Source organism: Formosa sp. S-31, assembly GCF_051172795.1.
In the GTDB taxonomy this organism is placed as follows: domain Bacteria; phylum Bacteroidota; class Bacteroidia; order Flavobacteriales; family Flavobacteriaceae; genus Formosa.
This window is the reverse complement of the sequence record NZ_JAENDK010000002.1, coordinates 349,227-368,258: the sequence shown is the minus strand read 5'-3', so window position 1 is coordinate 368,258 and position 19,032 is coordinate 349,227. Positions and strand designations below refer to the sequence as shown.

Genomic DNA, 19,032 nt, shown 5'->3' with positions numbered 1-19,032 from the left:
AAATCAAATATTTAGATTTAAAATGTTAAAAAAGTTCAAAATTAAAAAGTCTAAAAAACGAATTAAGGCGTAGATATATTAAACCAAAAAATCAAAATTATGAGAAAAATTTCAATCGGAATTATAGCTTTAAGTTTAATGGCTACTTCTTGTGTTTCTAAAAAGAAATATGTTGCCTTACAACAAGAAAATGGAGAAATTAAAAGTCAGTTAACCAAAACAGCTGTTGAGAAAGAAGAACTGGAAGCTAAATTCAGTGAAATTCAAAAGCGTGTAGACGCTTATAATTCAAAAATCAATTCTTTAACAGAAGAAAACGATTCAAAACTTGTTGCAGTTGGTGATGTTGCCGTTATTTCTAACGACACCAAGAAAAGCATGAGAGAGACATTAAAGCACGTAGATCCTGCGAAATTAGGTGAAGCTAAAACGCTTAAAGATTCTATGAACTTAGCGGTATCTTATAACCTTCAGAAATCTTTAGACAACAGTTCTCTTAACGAAGACGAAGACATTGCTATCGATATTAACGAGACAGTAGTAATGATCTCAATTTCTGATAAAATGCTATTCAATACTGCTAGTTACCGCGTAAGCAGCAAAGCCGACGGAATTTTACAAAAGCTAGCGGACGTTATTAACTCAGAGCCTAGTATTGAAGTTATGGTTGAAGGCCATACAGATTCAAGAAGCATCAATACTGCAAACATTAAAGATAACTGGGATTTAAGTGTATTAAGAGCAACGTCTGTAGTTCGTAAATTACAAGATGATTACGAAGTAGCCCCAGAGAAAATGATTGCAGCCGGTCGCAGTAGTTACCACCCTATTGCCGATAATGATACCAGAGCAAATCAGGCTAAAAACAGAAGAACAAGAATTGTGATTCTTCCGAATATCAATAAATTCTTTGCTTTAATGGAATCTAACGAAGTGGCTAACCAATAGTTTACGCACTTTATAAATTAATAAAAGACTGCTCTAACAGCAGTCTTTTTTTATGTCTTACATTTTAGGTCTAAAGCGTATTACGATAAAATCCTTTAAGCTTTAGTATATTTGTACAAATTTTAAATTTATGAACACATTATTAAAAGTATTACGCATTGTGGGGTATTTAGAAGGTCTTTCCTATAGCCTGCTTTTGTTTGTCGCCGTGCCTGTTAAGTACATTTTAAACGACCCTCAATATGTAAAATTATTGGGGATGCCACACGGTTTATTGTTTGTAGCTTACGTTGTAATTGCCATACTTATTGGTCTGGAATTAAAATGGAGTAAAAAAACTATGGCATTCGTTCTTCTGGCTGCAGTCATTCCTTTCGGTACGTTTATCGCTGACAAAAAATACTTCAAACTAGCTTAATACATGCGACAGTTTAGTCATCTTTTTTACGATTATTTTAAATCTCTAGAATTCTCAGATGGTACAGCTACGTATTTAAATATGCTCGCGCTGCTACTGGTATTATTACTTATTGTTTTCATTACCGATTTTATTGCCCGTAAAATTTTACTTCAGGCGTTTTCTTCGTTTGCGAGTAAATCTAAAACCCAGTTTGACGATTTGCTTGTAGCTCATAAAACCCCAAGAAATATAGCACATTTTGTACCGTTAATTTTAACTTTAAAATGTCTTCCCATAGTTTTTATCGATTTTCCATCGTTCGAAAATGCGGTTGAACTTCTTTTAAAATTATATTGTGTTGTACTTGTTATCTGGATTATAAGAAGTGTACTCAGAACCTTCGAATCCTATTTTAAAACCATCCCAAGACTTAAAGATAAACCCATAGATAGCTACATACAGGTGCTTATGCTATTCTTATGGGCCGTTGGTATTGCCTTGATATTTGTCATGCTTACTGGGATTGATATCAAAACCTTTTTCACCACACTGGGGGCGGCATCTGCAGTACTGCTTTTAATTTTTAAAGACACTATTTTAGGTCTGGTGGCCAGCATACAGGTAGCCATTAACGATACCGTACGTATTGGAGACTGGATTACCATGGATAAATACGAAGCAGATGGAACCGTAATAGAAATTAATTTAAATACGGTACAGGTTCAGAACTTTGATATGACTATTACCAACATTCCTACTTACACCTTAATTTCTGATGCCTTTAAAAACTGGCGTGGTATGAATGATTCCGGTGGCCGACGTATTAAAAGAGCTTTAATATTAAAAGCTACAAGTGTAGCTTATTTAAGTGATGAAAAGATAAACGACTTAAAGAAAATCCAGTTGATTTCTGATTACCTGGAGCACAGACAACAGGATATTAACGCATTTAATACAAATAATGAGGTTGATAAATCCTTATTAATAAATGGTCGTAACATGACGAATCTGGGTGTGTTTAGAAAATACATTCAGAGTTATATTGAAAACCATTCTGCAATTAATAAAGACATGACCATTATGACGCGACAACTTGCTCCAACACCTCAGGGAATTCCCCTGGAAATTTATGCTTTTAGTAGCGATAAACGCTGGCAGAATTACGAGTATATCATGTCCGACATTTTCGATCATACTTTAGCTGCAGTACCGTATTTCGATTTAGAGCTTTATGAGCTCAATGCGATACAACCGAATTCTTAATTTAAGACATAAAAAAAGTCGAGTTTGAAACTCGACTTTTTTTATGCTGAGATAGAATAACAACTTTTAATTTGCCTGCGCTTTAGCATCTTCTATCATCTCTTCATTTGCTGAAATACCCATTTCCACACGTCTGTTTTTAGAACGTCCTTCATCTGTGGCATTATCAAATCTTGGTTTTGTTTCTCCATAAGCTTCAACAGTAAAACGACTGGCCGCAATACCCTGAGCTTCTAAATAATCTACCACAGATTGTGCACGGTTTTTAGATAATTTCATATTGTAATTCGCATCACCAGAACTGTCTGTATGGCCTTCCACTAATAAATTAGTGTCCGGAAATTCTTTAAAAATTTCAGCAATAGCATCTAAATTTTTCTTGGCCTCATCCGTAAGGGTTGCTTTATCGAAAGCGAAATTCACACCACTTTTATCGTCAAATACAACTTGTATCCCTTCTCCTACCCGATTCACCTCTGCACCTGGTAAAGCCTCTTCAATTTTATCGGCCTGTTTATCCATTTGATGTCCAATAATTCCACCGGCAGCACCACCTACTGCTGCACCAATTAAAGCTCCTGTAACATTACCTCCTATAAGCCCTCCAACAAGAGCTCCTGTGGCAACACCTATACCTGCTCCTTTCTGACTGCTGTTGGCATTTTTAATGGAATCACAGCTTACAAACGAGAGTGAAAAAATCAAGGCAATAGCCGTAAATATACTTGTAAATTGTTTCATTTTTATTTGTGTTAATGGTTAATTATAAATCTATATTATCTGACGTTTTATTAAAAGTCATAATCACATCAAAAGGATTGCCTTCATAAGTAGTTGGTACCTTTAAAACCATCACATTATCTGATAAATCCTGAATTGTCGCCCTATAACCCGAGGCAACATTTTTAGCTTTTATATCATCTCCTACATACTTAAACTGAAACTGGGTTATTCCATCTCCACTTTCTAAAAAAGACCAGTGTATTTTGTTTGTTGTAGCTTCACAAATGGAACTGTTGGCATTTGTAGAAAATTTACCTGAACCATTGTTGGGAATAAACACCCATTCTCCTCCTTTAAAACACGAGGAATCAGATAGGTCAAATAAAAAGGCTTTATAAATACCTTTATCTCCAATAAATTTAAGGTTAGTAACTTCCCAAGTCCCTTTTAACGTTTTTTTACTTGGTTGTTTTTGTGCTGTGGACTTTGAACCGGAACATGATAGTACCAACACGGCCAAAGTCATGTAAATAATTTTTCTCATATCTTAATTTAAATGGTTGATTAATAGATATACTAAGGTAATAATTCTAAATTTTAAAAAACAGAATTTGAATTAAAAAGTAAGAAAAGAAATCAATCTTTTTCAGCTGTATTCAGACGGTCCCTTACATATTCAATTTCTGTTTTACCGTGAGGCTTGGGTTTTCCGTCTTCGTCCAGATTTACCATTATGATATTGTCTACTTTAATTATGGTTTCCCGTGTCATTTTATTCCGGACTTCGCAATTTAAAGTCAGTGACGATTTACCAAAATTAACGACCTCAATACCAATTTCAACGATATCTCCGGTTTTAGCGGAACTCAGAAAATTAATTTCCGACATGTATTTTGTTACTACTCTGTTATTCTCTAGCTGGATTATGGAATACAAGGCTGCCTCCTCGTCAATCCAGGCTAATAATTTACCTCCAAATAAAGTGCCGTTGGCATTTAAATCTTCGGGTTTAACCCATTTTCTTGTGTGAAATCTCATGTATATACGTTTACGTTATTTCTCTTTGCATTCAAGCCCTGTATTACATTTGGCTTAAATACGTAATATTTTATATAAAGATACTTCTTTAATTGTTCATAACAACGTTAACAAGTAATAGCATTAACATCTATTTCATTAGAGATAATTAATACTTTTAAGAAAAATGTTTAAAATTATGACAACAAGACACACCAATTTGAAAGCTATGAGGCCTGAATTAGAGTCGGGAATAATTAGTGAAAACATGAGTAGTGACGAACGTTTTCAAAACGAAACATTACGCCCAATCATTAAACTTCAGGAAGACCTATTTATTGTAGTGGTTAAAAATTACATTGCCAAGCACAAAAATGTGTTTTACGGTTTAAGCCTGCCTAAAAAAATTGCCTATGTAGAAAACGCCATTCAAAGGGACATGAAATTCAGGAATTCGGTAAAAGGCATGATTATAGGGCAGTTTACCGTAGATGAATATTTACGATATATCGAAAATTCTTCTGCATTAAATAAACGCATGATGAATATCACCAAAGAACAGTTAATTAATAACATTCAGCTGTTCGATTTGCCTTTGGCAGAAGTGGTTTAAAGCAAGGATTCTCCGTTTATATTTGTGGTTAACACATCACTCATATAATCAAAATAGGGTTTTATCGCTTTAAAATCCACAGTTACTTTTGAAATAAAATCAGACGATAAAACTTCAGCATCCGTATAAGATTTAGTAAAAATAAACTGCTTCTTCTTAATTAAATCGATGTCTGGGTGATTTCTGTCAAATCCTTTTGGGGCCGTTTTCAATTCTTCTCCCTGTAAATCGCCCCAAACGGATTTTAAGGCGTTTTCATTTAAAATATCACGAAGTTCACTGGCGTCAATTTCTATCTCTTTTCTAATCCGCAACAGATCTTCTTTGTTCGGATCCCAAAATCCGGTAGCACTAAAGGATTTGTTATTAGGTTGGATTTGTAAATAATATCCACCCCTAAACTGTGGTTTCACACGATGAAATGTTCCTCCAAAATGAGTTTTATACGGTTGTTTGTTTTTAGAAAAGCGCACATCTCTGTAAATTCTGAAAATCTTAATGGCATCTACATCATCATGCTGCTTCAAAGCATCAAATAATAATTGAAAATGGTCTTTAACGATTTTTTCAACCACCTTAAACTCTGATTTATGCTCCTGAAACCAATCTCTGTTATTGTTGCTTTCCAGTAATTGTAGAAAACTAAGAACCTCCTGTGTTATCATAATACGCTATTTAAATGCTAAAAATATAAAAAAGCCTCAGTAAAACTGAGGCCTTAATTTCTTTGAATGATATAAACTTATTTCACCTGTTTGTATACTACCGACTCGACAGAATTTGTAGATTGATTCATTTCCTGCACTATAAAGTCGCCCTCCTGGTCAAAATAACCTATTGCTGTTTTGCCATTATCATCTAAGACAAACTGCGTATGATCTTTAGACTGTTTGGCTGTGATTATTTTTGAAGTCGTTGTATAAGTAATTGTAAACCCATCATCTGTTACTGTAAACAGACATTCCTGGCCATTAATAGTATATTTAATGGTCTTTTTACTTTCTGTAAAAGGGCTGTTACTTGGCACAGAAACCGTTTGAGAAATATCAACAACATCTGTACCCGTATTTTTTTCCTTGTGCGTACTGATTTCAATTTCTTCCTCTGTGACTGTTTTTCCGTCATTAACTTTTCTAACTACAACTTCAGATTGTTCTTCAACATCTTTCGGTTTCACCTGAGCATTGGATAACTGAAAAGCAAACAATACTCCTATAATAATAATATATTTCATAAATAAATATTTTACTGATTTTCAATTCTTTTAGTGTCCTATTAAAATAGGAAAAATTTTAATTTGAAGCAAAATTATTAGTTAAGGCATACATAACCATTGAAGTTATACCAAACATACAGTACACTCCATATGCAATCCTTTTATATGCAGGTTTTTTATTTAAGAGCACCTTTAAATAAAGTACCCACAAATAACAAAACAAAAACAAAGAACAGAATTTTAGCAAAACCGGCAGAAGCTCCTGCTATTCCGCTAAATCCTAATATTCCTGCTATAATCGCAATAACAATAAATGTAATAGCCCAACGTAACATAATGCAACATTTTAAAATTAATAATCAGTGAAGACATAAATTGCTGTTAACGAGAGAAAATTTAATCCATTTAACGTTCAATTTACGCTCTATATAAGTTACGTCGATTATGTAATAAAATGAAATTTGTTAACGGTTTTTAACCTTAATCCCTGAGTATTAACTGATTTTCTTCTAAAATGTAAGAAAATTATGAACCAAATAGCTTCCAAATTAAATAAGCTCCTATAATCTATTCGAAATCTACCTTATGCAATATCAAACCTGATGCCGGGGCTATATAATCCATAACGGCTGTACTTTCCGGTTTCAGGCTGTTTTTAATATAATCAAGAGTAATTTCATGGTGTCCCAATTTAATTAAAGCTCCCATCATTAATCGAATCTGATTTCGCATAAAACCCTGACCTTTTACACGAAGAATATAGGTCTGCTCCGGAAAAAAATTTGCTGTAAACAACGTGTTTTCTACAATTTCACAGGTATCTATTGTTCGATTGAAAATACCGGTTTCGGTAGGTTTATAACAATAGGTTTTAAAATTGTGAGACCCTTCAAATAATTTAGCACCCGCTTTCATTAGTTCTATATCCAGTTCATCTAAAATAGTAGTCATGATTGGGGCACAAAACGGATGAAACTTTCCACCATGCGCAAAAACATAGACATACTCTTTCATTTTAGATGTTTGTATGATATTGAATGCTTTATCCACTTCTTTTATCGATAAGGCTCTTAAATCCTGAGGTAAATTGTAATTGAACAATGCCAGAAAGGCATCCAGATCTTCTATCGGTTCCTCTAAAAACAATTCAAACGCTCCTTGTTCTGCCGATACCATAGCATCTGTTCTTCCCGAGCCCATAGTTTTAAAGACTTTACCATCAAGAATAAAACGCATGGTTTTATCAATCATTAAATGCACGGTTTTTAAATTAGGCTGTTTTTGCCACCCGTGAAAACGATAGCCTAAATACTGAATTCTAATGAGATAAAAAAAGCGCTTTTTCAATTGAAATTATTTTAAAAGGTCCGCAAGTAACTTATTTTAACAGACATCACAAAAAAATTATTAACTTATCTCCATAATTACTAACTAACCTTAAACGATATGAGTAACTTAATTAAACCTCCAATTTGGTATTGGATCGTCAGCGTTTTTTACCTGTTATGGAATGGTATGGGCGTAAATCAGTATTTACAACAGGCTTATAATACCGAGACTTACAGGTCGCAATACACTGCCGAACAACTGGAAGCTGCAGCCAATATGCCATCCTGGATTATGGGAGCTTTTGCCATTGCAGTATTCTTTGCCTTCCTTGGGAGTATACTTCTACTTCTCCGTAAAAAATTCGCTTATATCATGGCTTTAGTCGCATTAATCGCAGTTATAGCACAGATGAGTTACCTGTTTTTTGCAACGCAACCAACAAGCTTAATTTTACCTATAACGGTTTTAGTTCTTTCGGTTTTATTTATGTGGTTTTCAAAACACGCTATGAAAAAACAATGGATTGGATAAAAGCAATAAGCACTGGAAATCCAGTGCTTATTTTTCTCTTCCTTTTAAAACAGAAATGACATCCTCTATTTTAAAGCCTTTAGCCTGAAGCAACATGAGATAGTGAAACAACAAATCGGCACTTTCATTTAAAAACAGATTGTCGTCGTTATCTTTGGCTTCAATTACTACTTCTACAGCTTCTTCTCCTACTTTTTGAGCCACCTTATTTATACCTTTTGCAAAAAGCGATGACACATAAGATTCACTGGGCTTGGAATGCAATCGTCTATCCTCAATTATGGCTTCTAAATGCGAAATAAATCCGTAGTTCGACATATTGTCTTCCCCCCAACACGTATCTGTTCCTTTGTGGCAGGTTGGCCCCTTTGGATTAACGCTCATCAATAAAGTGTCGTTATCGCAATCCAGTTTTATGTCTACCAGGTGTAATACATTGCCACTTTCTTCTCCTTTAGTCCATAACCTGTTTTTAGTTCTGCTAAAAAATGTCACTAATTTAGTCGCTTTGGTTTTTTCAAAAGCTTCTGCATTCATATACCCCAGCATTAAAACCGATTTAGTACTTGCATCCTGAATAATTGCAGGAACTAATCCATCTGTATTTTTATTAAAATCTATAGTCATAGTATAATTTTATTAATATGTTATAATCTTACAGTTATACCGTTTTCCCTCAATGACTCCTTTAAATCCTGAATTGGAATTTCTCCAAAATGAAAAACACTTGCTGCCAGTGCTGCATCGGCCTTTCCTTCCTTAAATGTATCTACAAAATGTTGAATAGTACCTGCTCCTCCCGAAGCGATTATAGGAATATTAAGTTGTTCTGAAAGTTGAGCCAGAGCCTCGTTTGCAAAGCCATTTTTAGTTCCATCATGATCCATGGATGTAAATAAAATTTCTCCGGCTCCGCGCTGCTCCACCTCTTTAGCCCATTCGAATAACTCTATTTCTGTAGGAATACTTCCTCCTGCTAAATGCACCTTCCATTGTCCGTCTATCTGCTTGGCATCTATGGCTACAACGACACACTGACTCCCGAATTTATCCGCCAGTTCATTAACCAGTTCAGGGCGTTTTACAGCCGAGGAATTCACCGAAACTTTATCTGCACCACATTTTAAAAGGGCGTCGACATGTTCTACCGAAGAAATACCGCCTCCAACAGTAAACGGAATATTTACTTGTTCGGCGACATGTAGTACCATATCTAATGTTGTAGCCCGACCTTCCAGAGTAGCTGCAATGTCTAAAAACACCAGTTCATCTGCTCCTTTCAAGGCATATTGCTTAGCTAATGCAACCGGATCTCCGGCATCGATTAAATCGACAAAATTTACACCTTTTACTGTTCTCCCGTTTTTAATATCCAAACAAGGAATTATTCGTTTTGTAAGCATAATGTTTAAGAATTTACAACCAGTTTTTCCAGATCCTTCAAACTGATTTTATTTTCATAAATGGCCTTGCCAATAATAACACCTTCACAACCTAACGCTTTTAGTTTGGGTAGTTCATCCATTCCTGAAATTCCGCCTGAAGCAATCAATTTAACCGTCGGATTTTCTTTAATAATCTTTTGATATAAATCGAATGAAGGTCCTTCCAGCATACCATCCTTAGAAATATCTGTACAAATAACATATTGAATGCCTTTTGTAATATAAGTTTTTATAAACGGTAACAAATCCAGAGTGCTTTCTTCCATCCATCCGCTTATAGCTACTTTTTCGTCTTTAGCATCTGCTCCTAGAATAATTTTCTGACTACCGTATTTTTGAATCCATTTTTCGAAAACGTCTTTATTTTTTACTGCGATACTTCCGCCTGTAATTTGTTTAGCTCCGGAATTGAAGGCGATATATAAATCTTCGTTGGTTTTTAATCCTCCCCCAAAATCTATTTTTAAACGGGTTTTTGAAGCAATTTGCTCCAGCGTTTTATAGTTTACTACGGTACTTGCCTTTGCGCCATCAAGATCGACCAGATGCAGGTATTCTATTCCGGCATCTTCAAATTGTTTGGCGACTTCTAAAGGGTTTTCGTTATAAATTTTCTTGGTATCATAGTCGCCTTTCGTTAAGCGGACACATTTGCCATCTATAATATCTATGGCTGGTATAATTCTCATGGTTATATATTGATTAATTTATGATTTAAGGTCTAAAAAGTTTTGAAGTAACTGAGCTCCGGCCGTACTGCTTTTCTCCGGATGAAATTGAACCCCGTAAAAATTATTATGTTGCAAAGCTGAAGCATATTTTCCATTATAATCAGTCAATGCAATCGCTTCTTTACAGTTTTCGGCATAATAACTGTGCACCAGATACATATACGCGGATTCCTCAATACCGTGAAACAATTCCGATTTTAAATTGGTAATGGTATTCCACCCCATCTGTGGTACTTTTACAGTATTCGGAAACCGTTTTACATCTACCTGAAAGATACCCAGCCCTTTGGTATTACCTTCTTCTGTCGATTTACATAGTAACTGCATTCCGAGACAAATACCCAAAACTGGTTGCTTCAATGTGGGAATTACAATATTTAATCCCGTATTTTTTAACATTTTTAAAGCGGAACTGGCTTCTCCCACCCCGGGAAAAATAACCCGGTCTGCCTTTAAAATGGTTTCCGGGTCATGGCTTAAAACAGCCTCTATACCTAAGCGGTTAAAGGCAAACTGAATGCTTTTTATATTTCCCGCACCATAATCTATTATTACTACTTTCAATGGTTTAAGTTTTCTTATTCGTAATTCCGTTATAACACCCCTTTGGTTGAAGGTAAAATCATTTTTTCTATATCTCGTTTTACTGCCATTTTTACGGCTTTCGCAAAGGCTTTAAATATGGCTTCAATTTTGTGATGTTCGTTTGTACCTTCTGCCTTAATGTTTAAATTACATTTTGCTCCATCCGTAAATGATTTAAAGAAGTGAAAAAACATTTCTGTAGGCATTTTACCAACCATTTCACGTTTAAAATCAGCTTCCCAGACCAACCAGTTTCGTCCTCCAAAATCGATGCCCACAGAAGCCAGACAATCATCCATAGGTAAATAAAACCCATAACGTTCTATACCTAATTTATTCCCCAAAACCGTATTAAACAATTCACCTAAAGCTATAGCAGTATCTTCGATGGTGTGATGTTCGTCAACTTCGAGATCTCCAGCTACTTTTATATTTAAATCTAATTGGCCGTGACGTGCAATCTGATCGAGCATATGATCGAAAAAAGCGATTCCAGTATCGATATTACTCTGTCCGGTACCATCTAAATTTAATTCGATCTGGATTTTAGTTTCATTAGTATTTCTTACAATTCGCCCTGTTCTGTCCTCTACTTTTAAAAACTCATAAATACTAGCCCAGTCATTTGTTTCCAAAGCTATATAGGGGTTTAAAGCTTCGCGCTTTACCGTAATCTCATCAGTGCCTAAATGGGTTTCATCATTGATAAATATTCCCTTGGCGCCTAAGTTTTTCGCTAATTCTATATCTGTTAAACGATCTCCAATTACGTATGAATTTTCCAAATCGTAATCTTCAGTAAAATACTGGGTTAATAACCCGGTGTTTGGTTTACGAGTAGGTGCATTATCCCTGGCAAAGGTTCTATCGATAAACTGTTTCTTAAATTCAACTCCTTCACTTTTAAAGCTGTCTATTATAAAATTATGAACAGGCCAAAAGGTGTTTTCCGGAAATGCATCTGTCCCTAAACCATCCTGATTGGTTATCATAACAATTTCAAAATCCAGTTCTTTAGCTATTTTGCTCAGATACTGAAATACTTTAGGATAGAACTTTAATTTTTCAAAGCTATCAATCTGTTCATCTGCGGGCTCTTTTATTATCGTACCATCGCGATCTATAAATAATACTTTCTTTTTCATTGTAATGTGCTAAGTGCGGTTATTAGTGTTTTATTTTCAGAAGGAGTGCCTACCGTTAAACGAAGACAATTTTCACATAAAGGCTGCGTAGTTCTGTTTCTAACCACAACTCCTTCTTTAATTAATTGATTATAACGAGCGGTGGCATTATCCACCTTTACTAAAACAAAATTTGTGTCGCTTGGATATATTTTTTTTACATATGAGATATTTCCCAAAGCCTTAATTAAGTTGGTACGTTCCTTCAATATGGAATCAATTTCTATGCTGACGATTTCCCTTTGATTTAATAGTTCAACCGCTTTATTCTGCGTTAAAACATTTATATTATAAGGCGGTTTAATCGTATTTAAAACAGAAATAATTTGTTCTGAAGCATAACAAATTCCAAGTCTGATTCCTGCCATACCGTAAGCTTTAGACAGCGTTTGGGTGATGATTAAATTTGGAAATTCATCCAAGCGCTTTAACCAACTGTCCTGAATAGAAAAATCAATATAAGCTTCATCCAAAACAACTATGCCCTTAAACTCATTCAACAACTTTTCAACCGATTCAGTAGTAAAACTGTTGCCTGACGGATTATTAGGTGAACACAGAAACAAAATTTTACTGTTGGCATCTGCACTGTTTAAAATCTGATCGATTTCAGGTTGAAATGATTCCGATAAATTTACACGGGTAATACTTACTGCATTTAAATTGGCTAAAACCTCATACATCCCGTAAGTAGGTGGTAAAATAATAATGTTATCCTGATTGGGTTCGCAAAATGCCCGAACGATTAAATCCAGAACTTCATCACTTCCATTACCTAACAGTATATTGCTTGTTTTTACACCTTTTATTTCTGATAAAACTGATTTCACCTCCAGTTGCTGAGGATCGGGATAACGATTTATTCCATTGTTAAACGGGTTTTCGTTAGCATCCAGAAAAACCATATTACTGGTTTCCTCCTGAAATTCATCGCGTGCAGACGAATACGCTTTTAAGGCTTTAATTGACGGCCTTAATAAATCCTGTACATCTGTCATACCTAATTTTTTAAATCGTTTAACCGCAGGCTAACAGCATTTTTATGCGCTTGTAAACCTTCAGCTGCTGCCATGGCTTCGATTACCGGTCCCAATTCCAGTAAGCCTTCTGCTGTAATTTTTTGAAAGGTGATGCTTTTACTAAAACTATCCAGATTTACTCCCGAATAGGCTCTGCTAAATCCATTTGTCGGTAAAGTGTGATTGGTTCCCGAAGCATAATCTCCTGCGCTTTCCGGCGTATAATTTCCTATAAAAACCGATCCTGCATTTTGTACTCCGTTAATAAATACACTTTCATTAGCTGAACAGATAATAAAATGCTCCGGAGCATAAGCATTGATTAAATTAAGAGCTATAGATTCGTTTTCTACTAGGATAAGTTTCGAATTTGCTATGGCTTTTTTCGCTATATCCCGACGCGGTAACTGTTCAATCTGACTGCTTAATGCTGCTGAAACATCAGTGATAAATCCTTTGGAAGTCGATACTAAAATAACCTGACTATCGGCACCATGTTCTGCCTGACTCAATAAATCGGAAGCCACATAACTGGCATTTCCAGAATCATCGGCATATACCAGTAATTCACTTGGACCAGCAGGCATATCTATAGCGACTCCGAATTTTGTAGCCAATTGTTTTGCTACTGTTACAAACTGGTTACCCGGACCAAATATCTTATAAACCTGAGGTATAGTTTCCGTTCCAAAAGTCAGGGCGGCAATAGCCTGAATACCTCCTACTTTAACTATTTTTGATACCCCGCACAGTTGAGCAGCAAAAAGTATTTCATTCGCTATTTTTCCAGATGCGTTTGGAGGAGTGCACAACACTATTTCTTTGCAACCGGCTATTTTAGCTGGAATCGCTAACATTAAAACCGTAGAAAATAATGGAGCTGTACCACCGGGAATGTATAGGCCTATTTTTTCTATTCCTCGTTTTTCCTGCCAGCATTTTACGCCATTAGTAGTTTCAACTTCTACACGACTGGTTTTTTGCGCTGCGTGAAAACGTTCAATATTCGAAAAAGCCTTTTTTATGGCCGTTTTAAGATCTTCACTTACCTGATTAGTAGCAACTTCTATTTCAGCTTCTGAAACCAGACTGTTTTCCAGGGATACACCATCGAAAATTGACGTATATTTTGCTACAGCAGCATCACCGTGACGTTTTACATCTTCGAATATTTCATTTACTGTAGTTTCTATGTCATTCACCGTCTGGGTAGGTCGCTTTAATATGTCTGACCATTCTGAAGGATTCGGATTTTCTATAATATTCATTTTTCCTCGTATTAATACATTATAACACCATATTATCTATCGGGCATACAAGAATACCTTCGGCTCCATGCAGTTTTAATTCGTCTATAATTTCCCAGAACTGGTTTTTATTAATTACCGTATGTACAGAGCTCCAGCCTTCTACAGCTAAAGGTAATACAGTTGGACTTTTCATTCCCGGTAATATCGAAATTATTTCATCCAATTTATCGTTTGGTGCATTTAACAGAACATATTTAGATTGTCTGCCTTTTAAGACTGACTGAATTCTGAATTGAATTTTATTTAAAATCGCTTCGTTTTCTTCGCTTATCAAAGGGGATGCAGCCAGAACAGCTTCAGATTTAAGTAGAACTTCTGCTTCTTTCAATCCATTTTTAAACAGCGTGCTTCCGCTGGACACAATATCAACAATAGCATCAGCTAAGCCAATATTAGGAGCTATTTCTACCGATCCATTAATGATGTGAATATTAGCAGAAATATTATTCTTATCTAAAAACTGTTTTACTGTATTGGGATAAGAGGTTGCAATACGTTTGCCGTCCAGTTCCTGAACGTTTTTATATTTTACCGATTTTGGTACGGCCACAGAAACTCTGCAGGAAGAAAACCCTAATTTTTCCTTAATCTGAATGTTTCCGCCTTTTTCGATAAGAACATTTTCGCCGATAATCGCGGCGTCGACCACACCGTCTTTTAAATATTGAGGAATATCACCGTTTCTTAAATAAAAAACCTCGAGAGGAAAATTTCTGGCAGAAGCCTTTAACTGATCTTTTCCATTATCTACAGAAATTCCTATATCCTTAAGAATTTGCATAGATTCGTCGTATAAACGACCTGACTTTTGAACTGCAATTTTTAGTTTACTCATTGTTTTGATTAATACGGTTTGAGTAAATCTAGGCGGGAAAAACAAAACCCCATTTGATTTACTCAAACGGGGTTTAAAAATATATTATTCTGAATTTATTCAATACATTTTCAGCTCGCCTGAGTGCAAGTATGAAAATGATGATGATGAAATTGAATAAATAACATGTTTTCGATTTTGTCTTACAAAGATTCGGAAATTAAAAACACTTATGCAAGCTTTTGAATTAAAAATATTTGAAATTTATTGGTTTCCTAAAATAATGGGCATTCCACTCTCTCCTGCTCCAATTACTATAACCTTTGCATTTGAAGATTGCGATAATTTAACTGTAGCTTCTATACCTTTATCCTGTAAAATTCTCTCGTTCAGGGATTCACTTAAAATTTTATTAGCATCAGCTTTACCCTGGGCTTCAATAATTTGTTTCTGCGCTTCCTTTTGAGCCGTAACCAATCTAAACTCGTATTCCAAAGATTCCTGTTCCTGCTTCAACTTACGCTCTATCGCATCTTTAATTGTTGCTGGTAATGTAACATCGCGAACTAAAACTTCGTTTAACTGAATATACTGATCCTGTACTATATTTCTGGTTTCTTCGAAGATTTCCTGCTGAATGGCATCACGCTTACTGGAATACAACTGTTCTGGCGTATAGCGTCCAACCACACTACGTGCAGCAGAGCGAATAGCAGGAAGTAAAATACGTTCCTTATACATTTCACTTTTTTCCTGATGTAATTTTCCAAGATATTCATACTGCGGCTGGAACCAGGCCGAAGCCTCCAGTTTAATATCCAGACCGTTGGATGATAGTACATTCATTCGTTCGTAAATTTCCTGCTGTCTCACCTCGTAAACAAATACTTTATTCCAAGGTGCTACAATATGAAATCCTTCACCTAACGGCGGTTCATCTGTAACAACACCACCACCAAACGTTCTGTAAAGCACTCCTGCTTCTCCAGAACCAATGGTAATAGCCGATTTTGTAATAATAATTAGTAATGCCACTATGGCAATAACAAAGGGTAAGGCAATTTTTGGTAATTTTTGCATATCTCAATTTTTATATTAATCCGTTATATTTTCTAATAAACCACTCTAAAGCCAGACAACTAACTATAATACCCAAAAGGAATTTCCAGTCTATCATAGCCTGAGTTGTTTTAGTACTTTTCTGAATAGGTTTAAATCGGGAGTCTTCTATTAAATCTTCTAACAATTCAGATGAATCTGTAACAAAATATGATTTTCCTAAAGTATTAGACGCCAGTTGTTGCAACTTTGTTACGTCTGCATTCAGGAATTGCTGCTCTATATTATAATCTAAAATAGTTAAACTTCCCGACTTAGATAAATTAGACGCTAAAGCCTTTACAGTAAAATCGTATTCCGAAGCAGGTAAATGACTCAAATCGACCTGATAATTATTATTTTTCAACACAAAAGGTAAAGTAGTATTTATGTTGGTATTTTTATCTTTTAGAGAAATCTGGACCCGCTCAGTGGTATCAAACTCATAATTTTTATTGAACACCTGAGCTTTAACTACCACTTGATTTATCCCTTCATAAAACGCATCGTAGTCTAAGACCAGTCTGCTTTTACGTTGTGTTGAAGCCAGATACTGAACCTGTTTTCCAATAAAATTATCAAAAGGATAAAAACTGTTATGGTTCAAAAAACTCTGTGCTCGCCATTGCCAGATGTTCTCTCCAAGCAATAATGCCACTCTTCTTCCCTGATCTTCTACCGTAGCCAGTAAAGGTTTATCTGTTGTAATCTGCCCTAGCTTTTTAAATAAAATAGGTTCAAATGGCACTGAAAATTCGATATCCCCGAATACCGTTGTTAATGGCGGAAAAGATTCAAAATTTAAGTCGTCGACTATAAATGATGAAAAGTTTGAATTATAACTTCCCTGATAAAGTTCTGATTGCCCGGAAATATCGTGCTTAAAAAAACTAGATTCCCGGTTCAGAAAATACCAGTCTGTTTTAGGTCCTGTAATTATAAATGCATTACGCTTATTTGTCTTTAAATCATCGAAAATATATTTAAACTGATTATCCGGCTGATATAGAATAACCAATTGAAATTCATCCATTTTAGATTTAAATGTTCTAGTATCAAAAACCGTTACAGTTCGTTGTTCGTTGCTTTCAATACTTTTTTTAAGCATTCCAATATCCGGATGTATGAAATTGGAAATTATGGCGATTTTCATTTGCTCATCAATAACTTCTACAGCAAAATTCTTAGTGTTATTCAACACATTTTTCTCTGTACTTAAAGGCGTTATTGTGGCCTGATATGTACTTACACCAACCTGGGCTGCCGGCAAGGTAAATTGTATAACTTCGGAATTATTGGTTTTAGAAAAGCTAATGGATTTCTTAAAAACAGTTTGCTTACCTGTAGTAACTGTAAAAACAGATTCTACAGCCTCCGTTCCCTGATACACCAATATGGCTTCAACTGGAAATTTATTTTTTAAATAGGCATATTTGTTCACATTTAACTGCGATATCCTAAGATCTATGTGGCTTATGGTGTCGCCCAAAATAACAGGAAATACCGGCTGATTTATATCCGAATACACATAATCTTCTCCATAGGTCTGATTTCCGTCAGAAATCAATAAGATTGGAGCCAGTTGGTCATTATAGAGTGATTTAAAAGTTTTAAACAAGCTGGAAATATCAGTTTGTTTTTCAGAAAAACTTAGCGAATCTGTATCTTTTATTTCTGAACCAAAAGTGAAATAAGTAATGTTAAACTTATCGTTTAAGGCTCTGTTTTGTTTAATGGCATTTAGCACTTGCTGCACATTTATATTCTGATTAAGTTCTGTAACAGATTCAGAATTATCCAGCGCAACATTTAAGACTGGTTTTTGGGTTGTGGTTTTAAGTTGTTCGAATTTCGGATTTATTAAAAGCAACAAAATACAGAACACAGTTAAAAACCTTAAAAAAGAGAAAAGCATGTACCGTTTCGACATGCTTTTCTCCTTGTATTTATACTGAAAAAGCGCTACCAATAAAGCTACAATTCCAGCGAGTATAATATAAATTATGGTTGTTACAGGCATATATTAAGTTAACATTCCGCCGTCTACATTTAACGTTTGTCCAGTAACATAAGCACTCATATCACTTGCTAAGAATACACAAACATTTGCAATATCTTCTGGTGTACCTCCTCGTTTTAACGGAATGGCGTCGCGCCAGCCTTTAACTGTATTTTCATCTAACTTAGCTGTCATTTCGGTTTCAATAAACCCTGGAGCGACAACGTTACTTCTAATATTTCTTGATCCTAATTCTAAAGCTACAGATTTTGAGAATCCTATGATTCCGGCCTTAGACGCTGCGTAGTTGGTTTGTCCGGCATTTCCTTTAACCCCAACAACAGAACTCATATTAATTATAGATCCTTTACGTTGCTTTAACATAGTACGCTGTACGGCTTTAGTCATGTTAAATACAGATTTTAAATTAACTTCAATAACTGTATCAAAATCTTCTTCGCTAATACGCATTAATAAATTATCCTTGGTAATTCCGGCATTATTAACCAGGATGTCGATACTCCCAAATTCTTTTACAACAGCATCAGCCAGGGCCTGTGCCTCACTAAAATCAGCTGCATTACTCTGATATCCCTTTGCTTTAACACCTAAAGCGTTTAATTCTGCTTCTAAAGCATTTGCAGCTTCAACAGAAGAACTGTATGTAAACGCTACATTTGCACCTTGTTGGGCAAAAACCTGAGCAATTCCTTTTCCTATTCCTCGGCTTGCACCGGTAACAATTGCCGTTTTTCCTTCTAATAATTTCATGTGTGATTAAATAAAATTTTGTAAATCAAAGATACT

At 35.2% G+C, this 19,032-nt stretch carries 23 protein-coding genes; 5 read left to right on the top strand and 18 right to left on the bottom strand.

All coding sequences use genetic code 11. The features are described 5' to 3' along the window. Positions 1 to 99: 99 nt before the first annotated feature. The 3 genes from I3217_RS01820 (at position 100) to I3217_RS01810 (ending at position 2,611) form a co-directional block, all read left to right on the top strand. The gene (locus tag I3217_RS01820) at positions 100 to 948 is read left to right on the top strand and encodes an OmpA/MotB family protein (RefSeq protein WP_435048019.1); all 849 of its coding nucleotides are present in this window, start codon (positions 100 to 102) and stop codon (positions 946 to 948) included. 130 nt (positions 949 to 1,078) lie between these two features. Next, a complete protein-coding gene (locus tag I3217_RS01815; RefSeq protein WP_435048018.1) occupies positions 1,079 to 1,366 on the top strand; it encodes a DUF3817 domain-containing protein in 288 nt (95 codons plus the stop codon). A gap of 3 nt (positions 1,367 to 1,369) precedes the next feature. Continuing rightward, positions 1,370 to 2,611, top strand: coding sequence for a mechanosensitive ion channel family protein (locus tag I3217_RS01810; RefSeq protein ID WP_435048017.1), 1,242 nt, complete (start codon positions 1,370 to 1,372; stop codon positions 2,609 to 2,611). 66 nt (positions 2,612 to 2,677) lie between these two features. Here I3217_RS01810 and I3217_RS01805 read toward each other — a convergent pair whose 3' ends face one another. The 3 genes from I3217_RS01805 to I3217_RS01795 all read right to left on the bottom strand — a co-directional run bounded on the left by I3217_RS01805 (position 2,678) and on the right by I3217_RS01795 (position 4,372). Then, positions 2,678 to 3,352 (bottom strand): OmpA family protein, encoded by a 675-nt coding sequence (locus I3217_RS01805; RefSeq protein WP_435048016.1) that lies wholly within the window; start codon positions 3,350 to 3,352, stop codon positions 2,678 to 2,680. Between the two features lie 22 nt (positions 3,353 to 3,374). Beyond that, positions 3,375 to 3,878 (bottom strand): hypothetical protein, encoded by a 504-nt coding sequence (locus I3217_RS01800; RefSeq protein WP_435048015.1) that lies wholly within the window; start codon positions 3,876 to 3,878, stop codon positions 3,375 to 3,377. A gap of 92 nt (positions 3,879 to 3,970) precedes the next feature. Beyond that, on the bottom strand, positions 3,971 to 4,372 hold the full coding sequence (locus I3217_RS01795) for an acyl-CoA thioesterase (RefSeq protein WP_435048014.1): 402 nt from the start codon (positions 4,370 to 4,372) through the stop codon (positions 3,971 to 3,973). Positions 4,373 to 4,550: 178 nt separating this feature from the next. Here I3217_RS01795 and I3217_RS01790 point away from each other — a divergent pair, with 178 nt between their 5' ends. Then, on the top strand, positions 4,551 to 4,964 hold the full coding sequence (locus I3217_RS01790; protein ID WP_435048013.1) for a glyoxalase: 414 nt from the start codon (positions 4,551 to 4,553) through the stop codon (positions 4,962 to 4,964). Here the strand turns inward: I3217_RS01790 and I3217_RS01785 are convergent. The 4 genes from I3217_RS01785 to I3217_RS01770 form a co-directional block, all read right to left on the bottom strand. Beyond that, positions 4,961 to 5,629, bottom strand: a complete 669-nt coding sequence (locus I3217_RS01785; protein WP_435048012.1) for a DUF2461 domain-containing protein — start codon at positions 5,627 to 5,629, stop codon at positions 4,961 to 4,963. The genes I3217_RS01790 and I3217_RS01785 overlap by 4 nt on opposite strands. Before the next feature lie 77 nt (positions 5,630 to 5,706). Beyond that, on the bottom strand, positions 5,707 to 6,198 hold the full coding sequence (locus tag I3217_RS01780) for a hypothetical protein (RefSeq protein ID WP_435048011.1): 492 nt from the start codon (positions 6,196 to 6,198) through the stop codon (positions 5,707 to 5,709). Positions 6,199 to 6,356: 158 nt separating this feature from the next. Beyond that, complete coding sequence (locus I3217_RS01775; RefSeq protein ID WP_435048010.1) at positions 6,357 to 6,515, bottom strand: DUF1328 domain-containing protein; 159 nt, start codon at positions 6,513 to 6,515, stop codon at positions 6,357 to 6,359. 232 nt (positions 6,516 to 6,747) lie between these two features. Further along, positions 6,748 to 7,527, bottom strand: a complete 780-nt coding sequence (locus I3217_RS01770) for a tRNA pseudouridine synthase A (RefSeq protein WP_435048009.1) — start codon at positions 7,525 to 7,527, stop codon at positions 6,748 to 6,750. A gap of 99 nt (positions 7,528 to 7,626) precedes the next feature. Between I3217_RS01770 and I3217_RS01765 the strand changes: the two genes are divergently transcribed. Beyond that, positions 7,627 to 8,040, top strand: coding sequence for a hypothetical protein (locus tag I3217_RS01765; RefSeq protein WP_435048008.1), 414 nt, complete (start codon positions 7,627 to 7,629; stop codon positions 8,038 to 8,040). A 27-nt stretch (positions 8,041 to 8,067) separates the two neighbouring features. Here the strand turns inward: I3217_RS01765 and hisIE are convergent, their stop codons facing one another. The 11 genes from hisIE to fabG all read right to left on the bottom strand — a co-directional run bounded on the left by hisIE (position 8,068) and on the right by fabG (position 18,996). Continuing rightward, entirely contained in the window at positions 8,068 to 8,667 is a 600-nt protein-coding gene (gene hisIE / locus I3217_RS01760; RefSeq protein ID WP_435048007.1) for a bifunctional phosphoribosyl-AMP cyclohydrolase/phosphoribosyl-ATP diphosphatase HisIE, read from the bottom strand. 20 nt (positions 8,668 to 8,687) lie between these two features. Then, positions 8,688 to 9,443 carry an imidazole glycerol phosphate synthase subunit HisF gene (gene hisF / locus I3217_RS01755; protein ID WP_435048006.1) on the bottom strand — a complete coding sequence of 252 codons (756 nt, stop codon included), beginning with the start codon at positions 9,441 to 9,443 and terminating at the stop codon, positions 8,688 to 8,690. A gap of 5 nt (positions 9,444 to 9,448) precedes the next feature. Next, positions 9,449 to 10,174, bottom strand: a complete 726-nt coding sequence (gene hisA, locus I3217_RS01750) for a 1-(5-phosphoribosyl)-5-[(5-phosphoribosylamino)methylideneamino]imidazole-4-carboxamide isomerase (RefSeq protein WP_435048005.1) — start codon at positions 10,172 to 10,174, stop codon at positions 9,449 to 9,451. 18 nt (positions 10,175 to 10,192) lie between these two features. Next, positions 10,193 to 10,780, bottom strand: coding sequence for an imidazole glycerol phosphate synthase subunit HisH (hisH, locus tag I3217_RS01745; protein WP_435048004.1), 588 nt, complete (start codon positions 10,778 to 10,780; stop codon positions 10,193 to 10,195). A gap of 29 nt (positions 10,781 to 10,809) precedes the next feature. After that, a complete protein-coding gene (hisB, locus tag I3217_RS01740; RefSeq protein ID WP_435048003.1) occupies positions 10,810 to 11,946 on the bottom strand; it encodes a bifunctional histidinol-phosphatase/imidazoleglycerol-phosphate dehydratase HisB in 1,137 nt (378 codons plus the stop codon). Then, positions 11,943 to 12,983, bottom strand: coding sequence for a histidinol-phosphate transaminase (gene hisC / locus I3217_RS01735; protein WP_435048002.1), 1,041 nt, complete (start codon positions 12,981 to 12,983; stop codon positions 11,943 to 11,945). Before hisC ends, hisB begins: the two co-directional genes overlap by 4 nt. Before the next feature lie 2 nt (positions 12,984 to 12,985). Continuing rightward, on the bottom strand, positions 12,986 to 14,272 hold the full coding sequence (hisD, locus tag I3217_RS01730; protein WP_435048001.1) for a histidinol dehydrogenase: 1,287 nt from the start codon (positions 14,270 to 14,272) through the stop codon (positions 12,986 to 12,988). A 19-nt stretch (positions 14,273 to 14,291) separates the two neighbouring features. Further along, the gene (gene hisG, locus I3217_RS01725) at positions 14,292 to 15,149 is read right to left on the bottom strand and encodes an ATP phosphoribosyltransferase (RefSeq protein WP_435048000.1); all 858 of its coding nucleotides are present in this window, start codon (positions 15,147 to 15,149) and stop codon (positions 14,292 to 14,294) included. 243 nt (positions 15,150 to 15,392) lie between these two features. Beyond that, a complete protein-coding gene (locus I3217_RS01720) occupies positions 15,393 to 16,208 on the bottom strand; it encodes a prohibitin family protein (protein ID WP_435047999.1) in 816 nt (271 codons plus the stop codon). Between the two features lie 10 nt (positions 16,209 to 16,218). Next, positions 16,219 to 18,246 (bottom strand): VWA domain-containing protein, encoded by a 2,028-nt coding sequence (locus tag I3217_RS01715; RefSeq protein WP_435047998.1) that lies wholly within the window; start codon positions 18,244 to 18,246, stop codon positions 16,219 to 16,221. Between the two features lie 3 nt (positions 18,247 to 18,249). Then, the gene (gene fabG / locus I3217_RS01710) at positions 18,250 to 18,996 is read right to left on the bottom strand and encodes a 3-oxoacyl-[acyl-carrier-protein] reductase (RefSeq protein ID WP_435047997.1); all 747 of its coding nucleotides are present in this window, start codon (positions 18,994 to 18,996) and stop codon (positions 18,250 to 18,252) included. Between the last annotated feature and the right edge of the window lie 36 nt (positions 18,997 to 19,032).

Excerpts from the sequence above, each read along its gene's own strand:
- I3217_RS01820 (WP_435048019.1), top strand. The coding sequence starts at position 100 with ATGAGAAAAATTTCAATCGGAATTATAGCTTTAAGTTTAATGGCTACT.
- I3217_RS01815 (WP_435048018.1), top strand. The coding sequence starts at position 1,079 with ATGAACACATTATTAAAAGTATTACGCATTGTGGGGTATTTAGAAGGT.
- I3217_RS01810 (WP_435048017.1), top strand. The coding sequence starts at position 1,370 with ATGCGACAGTTTAGTCATCTTTTTTACGATTATTTTAAATCTCTAGAA.
- I3217_RS01805 (WP_435048016.1), bottom strand. The coding sequence starts at position 3,352 with ATGAAACAATTTACAAGTATATTTACGGCTATTGCCTTGATTTTTTCA.
- I3217_RS01800 (WP_435048015.1), bottom strand. The coding sequence starts at position 3,878 with ATGAGAAAAATTATTTACATGACTTTGGCCGTGTTGGTACTATCATGT.
- I3217_RS01795 (WP_435048014.1), bottom strand. The coding sequence starts at position 4,372 with ATGAGATTTCACACAAGAAAATGGGTTAAACCCGAAGATTTAAATGCC.
- I3217_RS01790 (WP_435048013.1), top strand. The coding sequence starts at position 4,551 with ATGACAACAAGACACACCAATTTGAAAGCTATGAGGCCTGAATTAGAG.
- I3217_RS01785 (WP_435048012.1), bottom strand. The coding sequence starts at position 5,629 with ATGATAACACAGGAGGTTCTTAGTTTTCTACAATTACTGGAAAGCAAC.
- I3217_RS01780 (WP_435048011.1), bottom strand. The coding sequence starts at position 6,198 with ATGAAATATATTATTATTATAGGAGTATTGTTTGCTTTTCAGTTATCC.
- I3217_RS01775 (WP_435048010.1), bottom strand. The coding sequence starts at position 6,515 with ATGTTACGTTGGGCTATTACATTTATTGTTATTGCGATTATAGCAGGA.
- I3217_RS01765 (WP_435048008.1), top strand. The coding sequence starts at position 7,627 with ATGAGTAACTTAATTAAACCTCCAATTTGGTATTGGATCGTCAGCGTT.
- hisIE (WP_435048007.1), bottom strand. The coding sequence starts at position 8,667 with ATGACTATAGATTTTAATAAAAATACAGATGGATTAGTTCCTGCAATT.
- hisF (WP_435048006.1), bottom strand. The coding sequence starts at position 9,443 with ATGCTTACAAAACGAATAATTCCTTGTTTGGATATTAAAAACGGGAGA.
- hisA (WP_435048005.1), bottom strand. The coding sequence starts at position 10,174 with ATGAGAATTATACCAGCCATAGATATTATAGATGGCAAATGTGTCCGC.
- hisB (WP_435048003.1), bottom strand. The coding sequence starts at position 11,946 with ATGAAAAAGAAAGTATTATTTATAGATCGCGATGGTACGATAATAAAA.
- hisC (WP_435048002.1), bottom strand. The coding sequence starts at position 12,983 with ATGACAGATGTACAGGATTTATTAAGGCCGTCAATTAAAGCCTTAAAA.
- hisD (WP_435048001.1), bottom strand. The coding sequence starts at position 14,272 with ATGAATATTATAGAAAATCCGAATCCTTCAGAATGGTCAGACATATTA.
- hisG (WP_435048000.1), bottom strand. The coding sequence starts at position 15,149 with ATGAGTAAACTAAAAATTGCAGTTCAAAAGTCAGGTCGTTTATACGAC.
- I3217_RS01720 (WP_435047999.1), bottom strand. The coding sequence starts at position 16,208 with ATGCAAAAATTACCAAAAATTGCCTTACCCTTTGTTATTGCCATAGTG.
- I3217_RS01715 (WP_435047998.1), bottom strand. The coding sequence starts at position 18,246 with ATGCCTGTAACAACCATAATTTATATTATACTCGCTGGAATTGTAGCT.
- fabG (WP_435047997.1), bottom strand. The coding sequence starts at position 18,996 with ATGAAATTATTAGAAGGAAAAACGGCAATTGTTACCGGTGCAAGCCGA.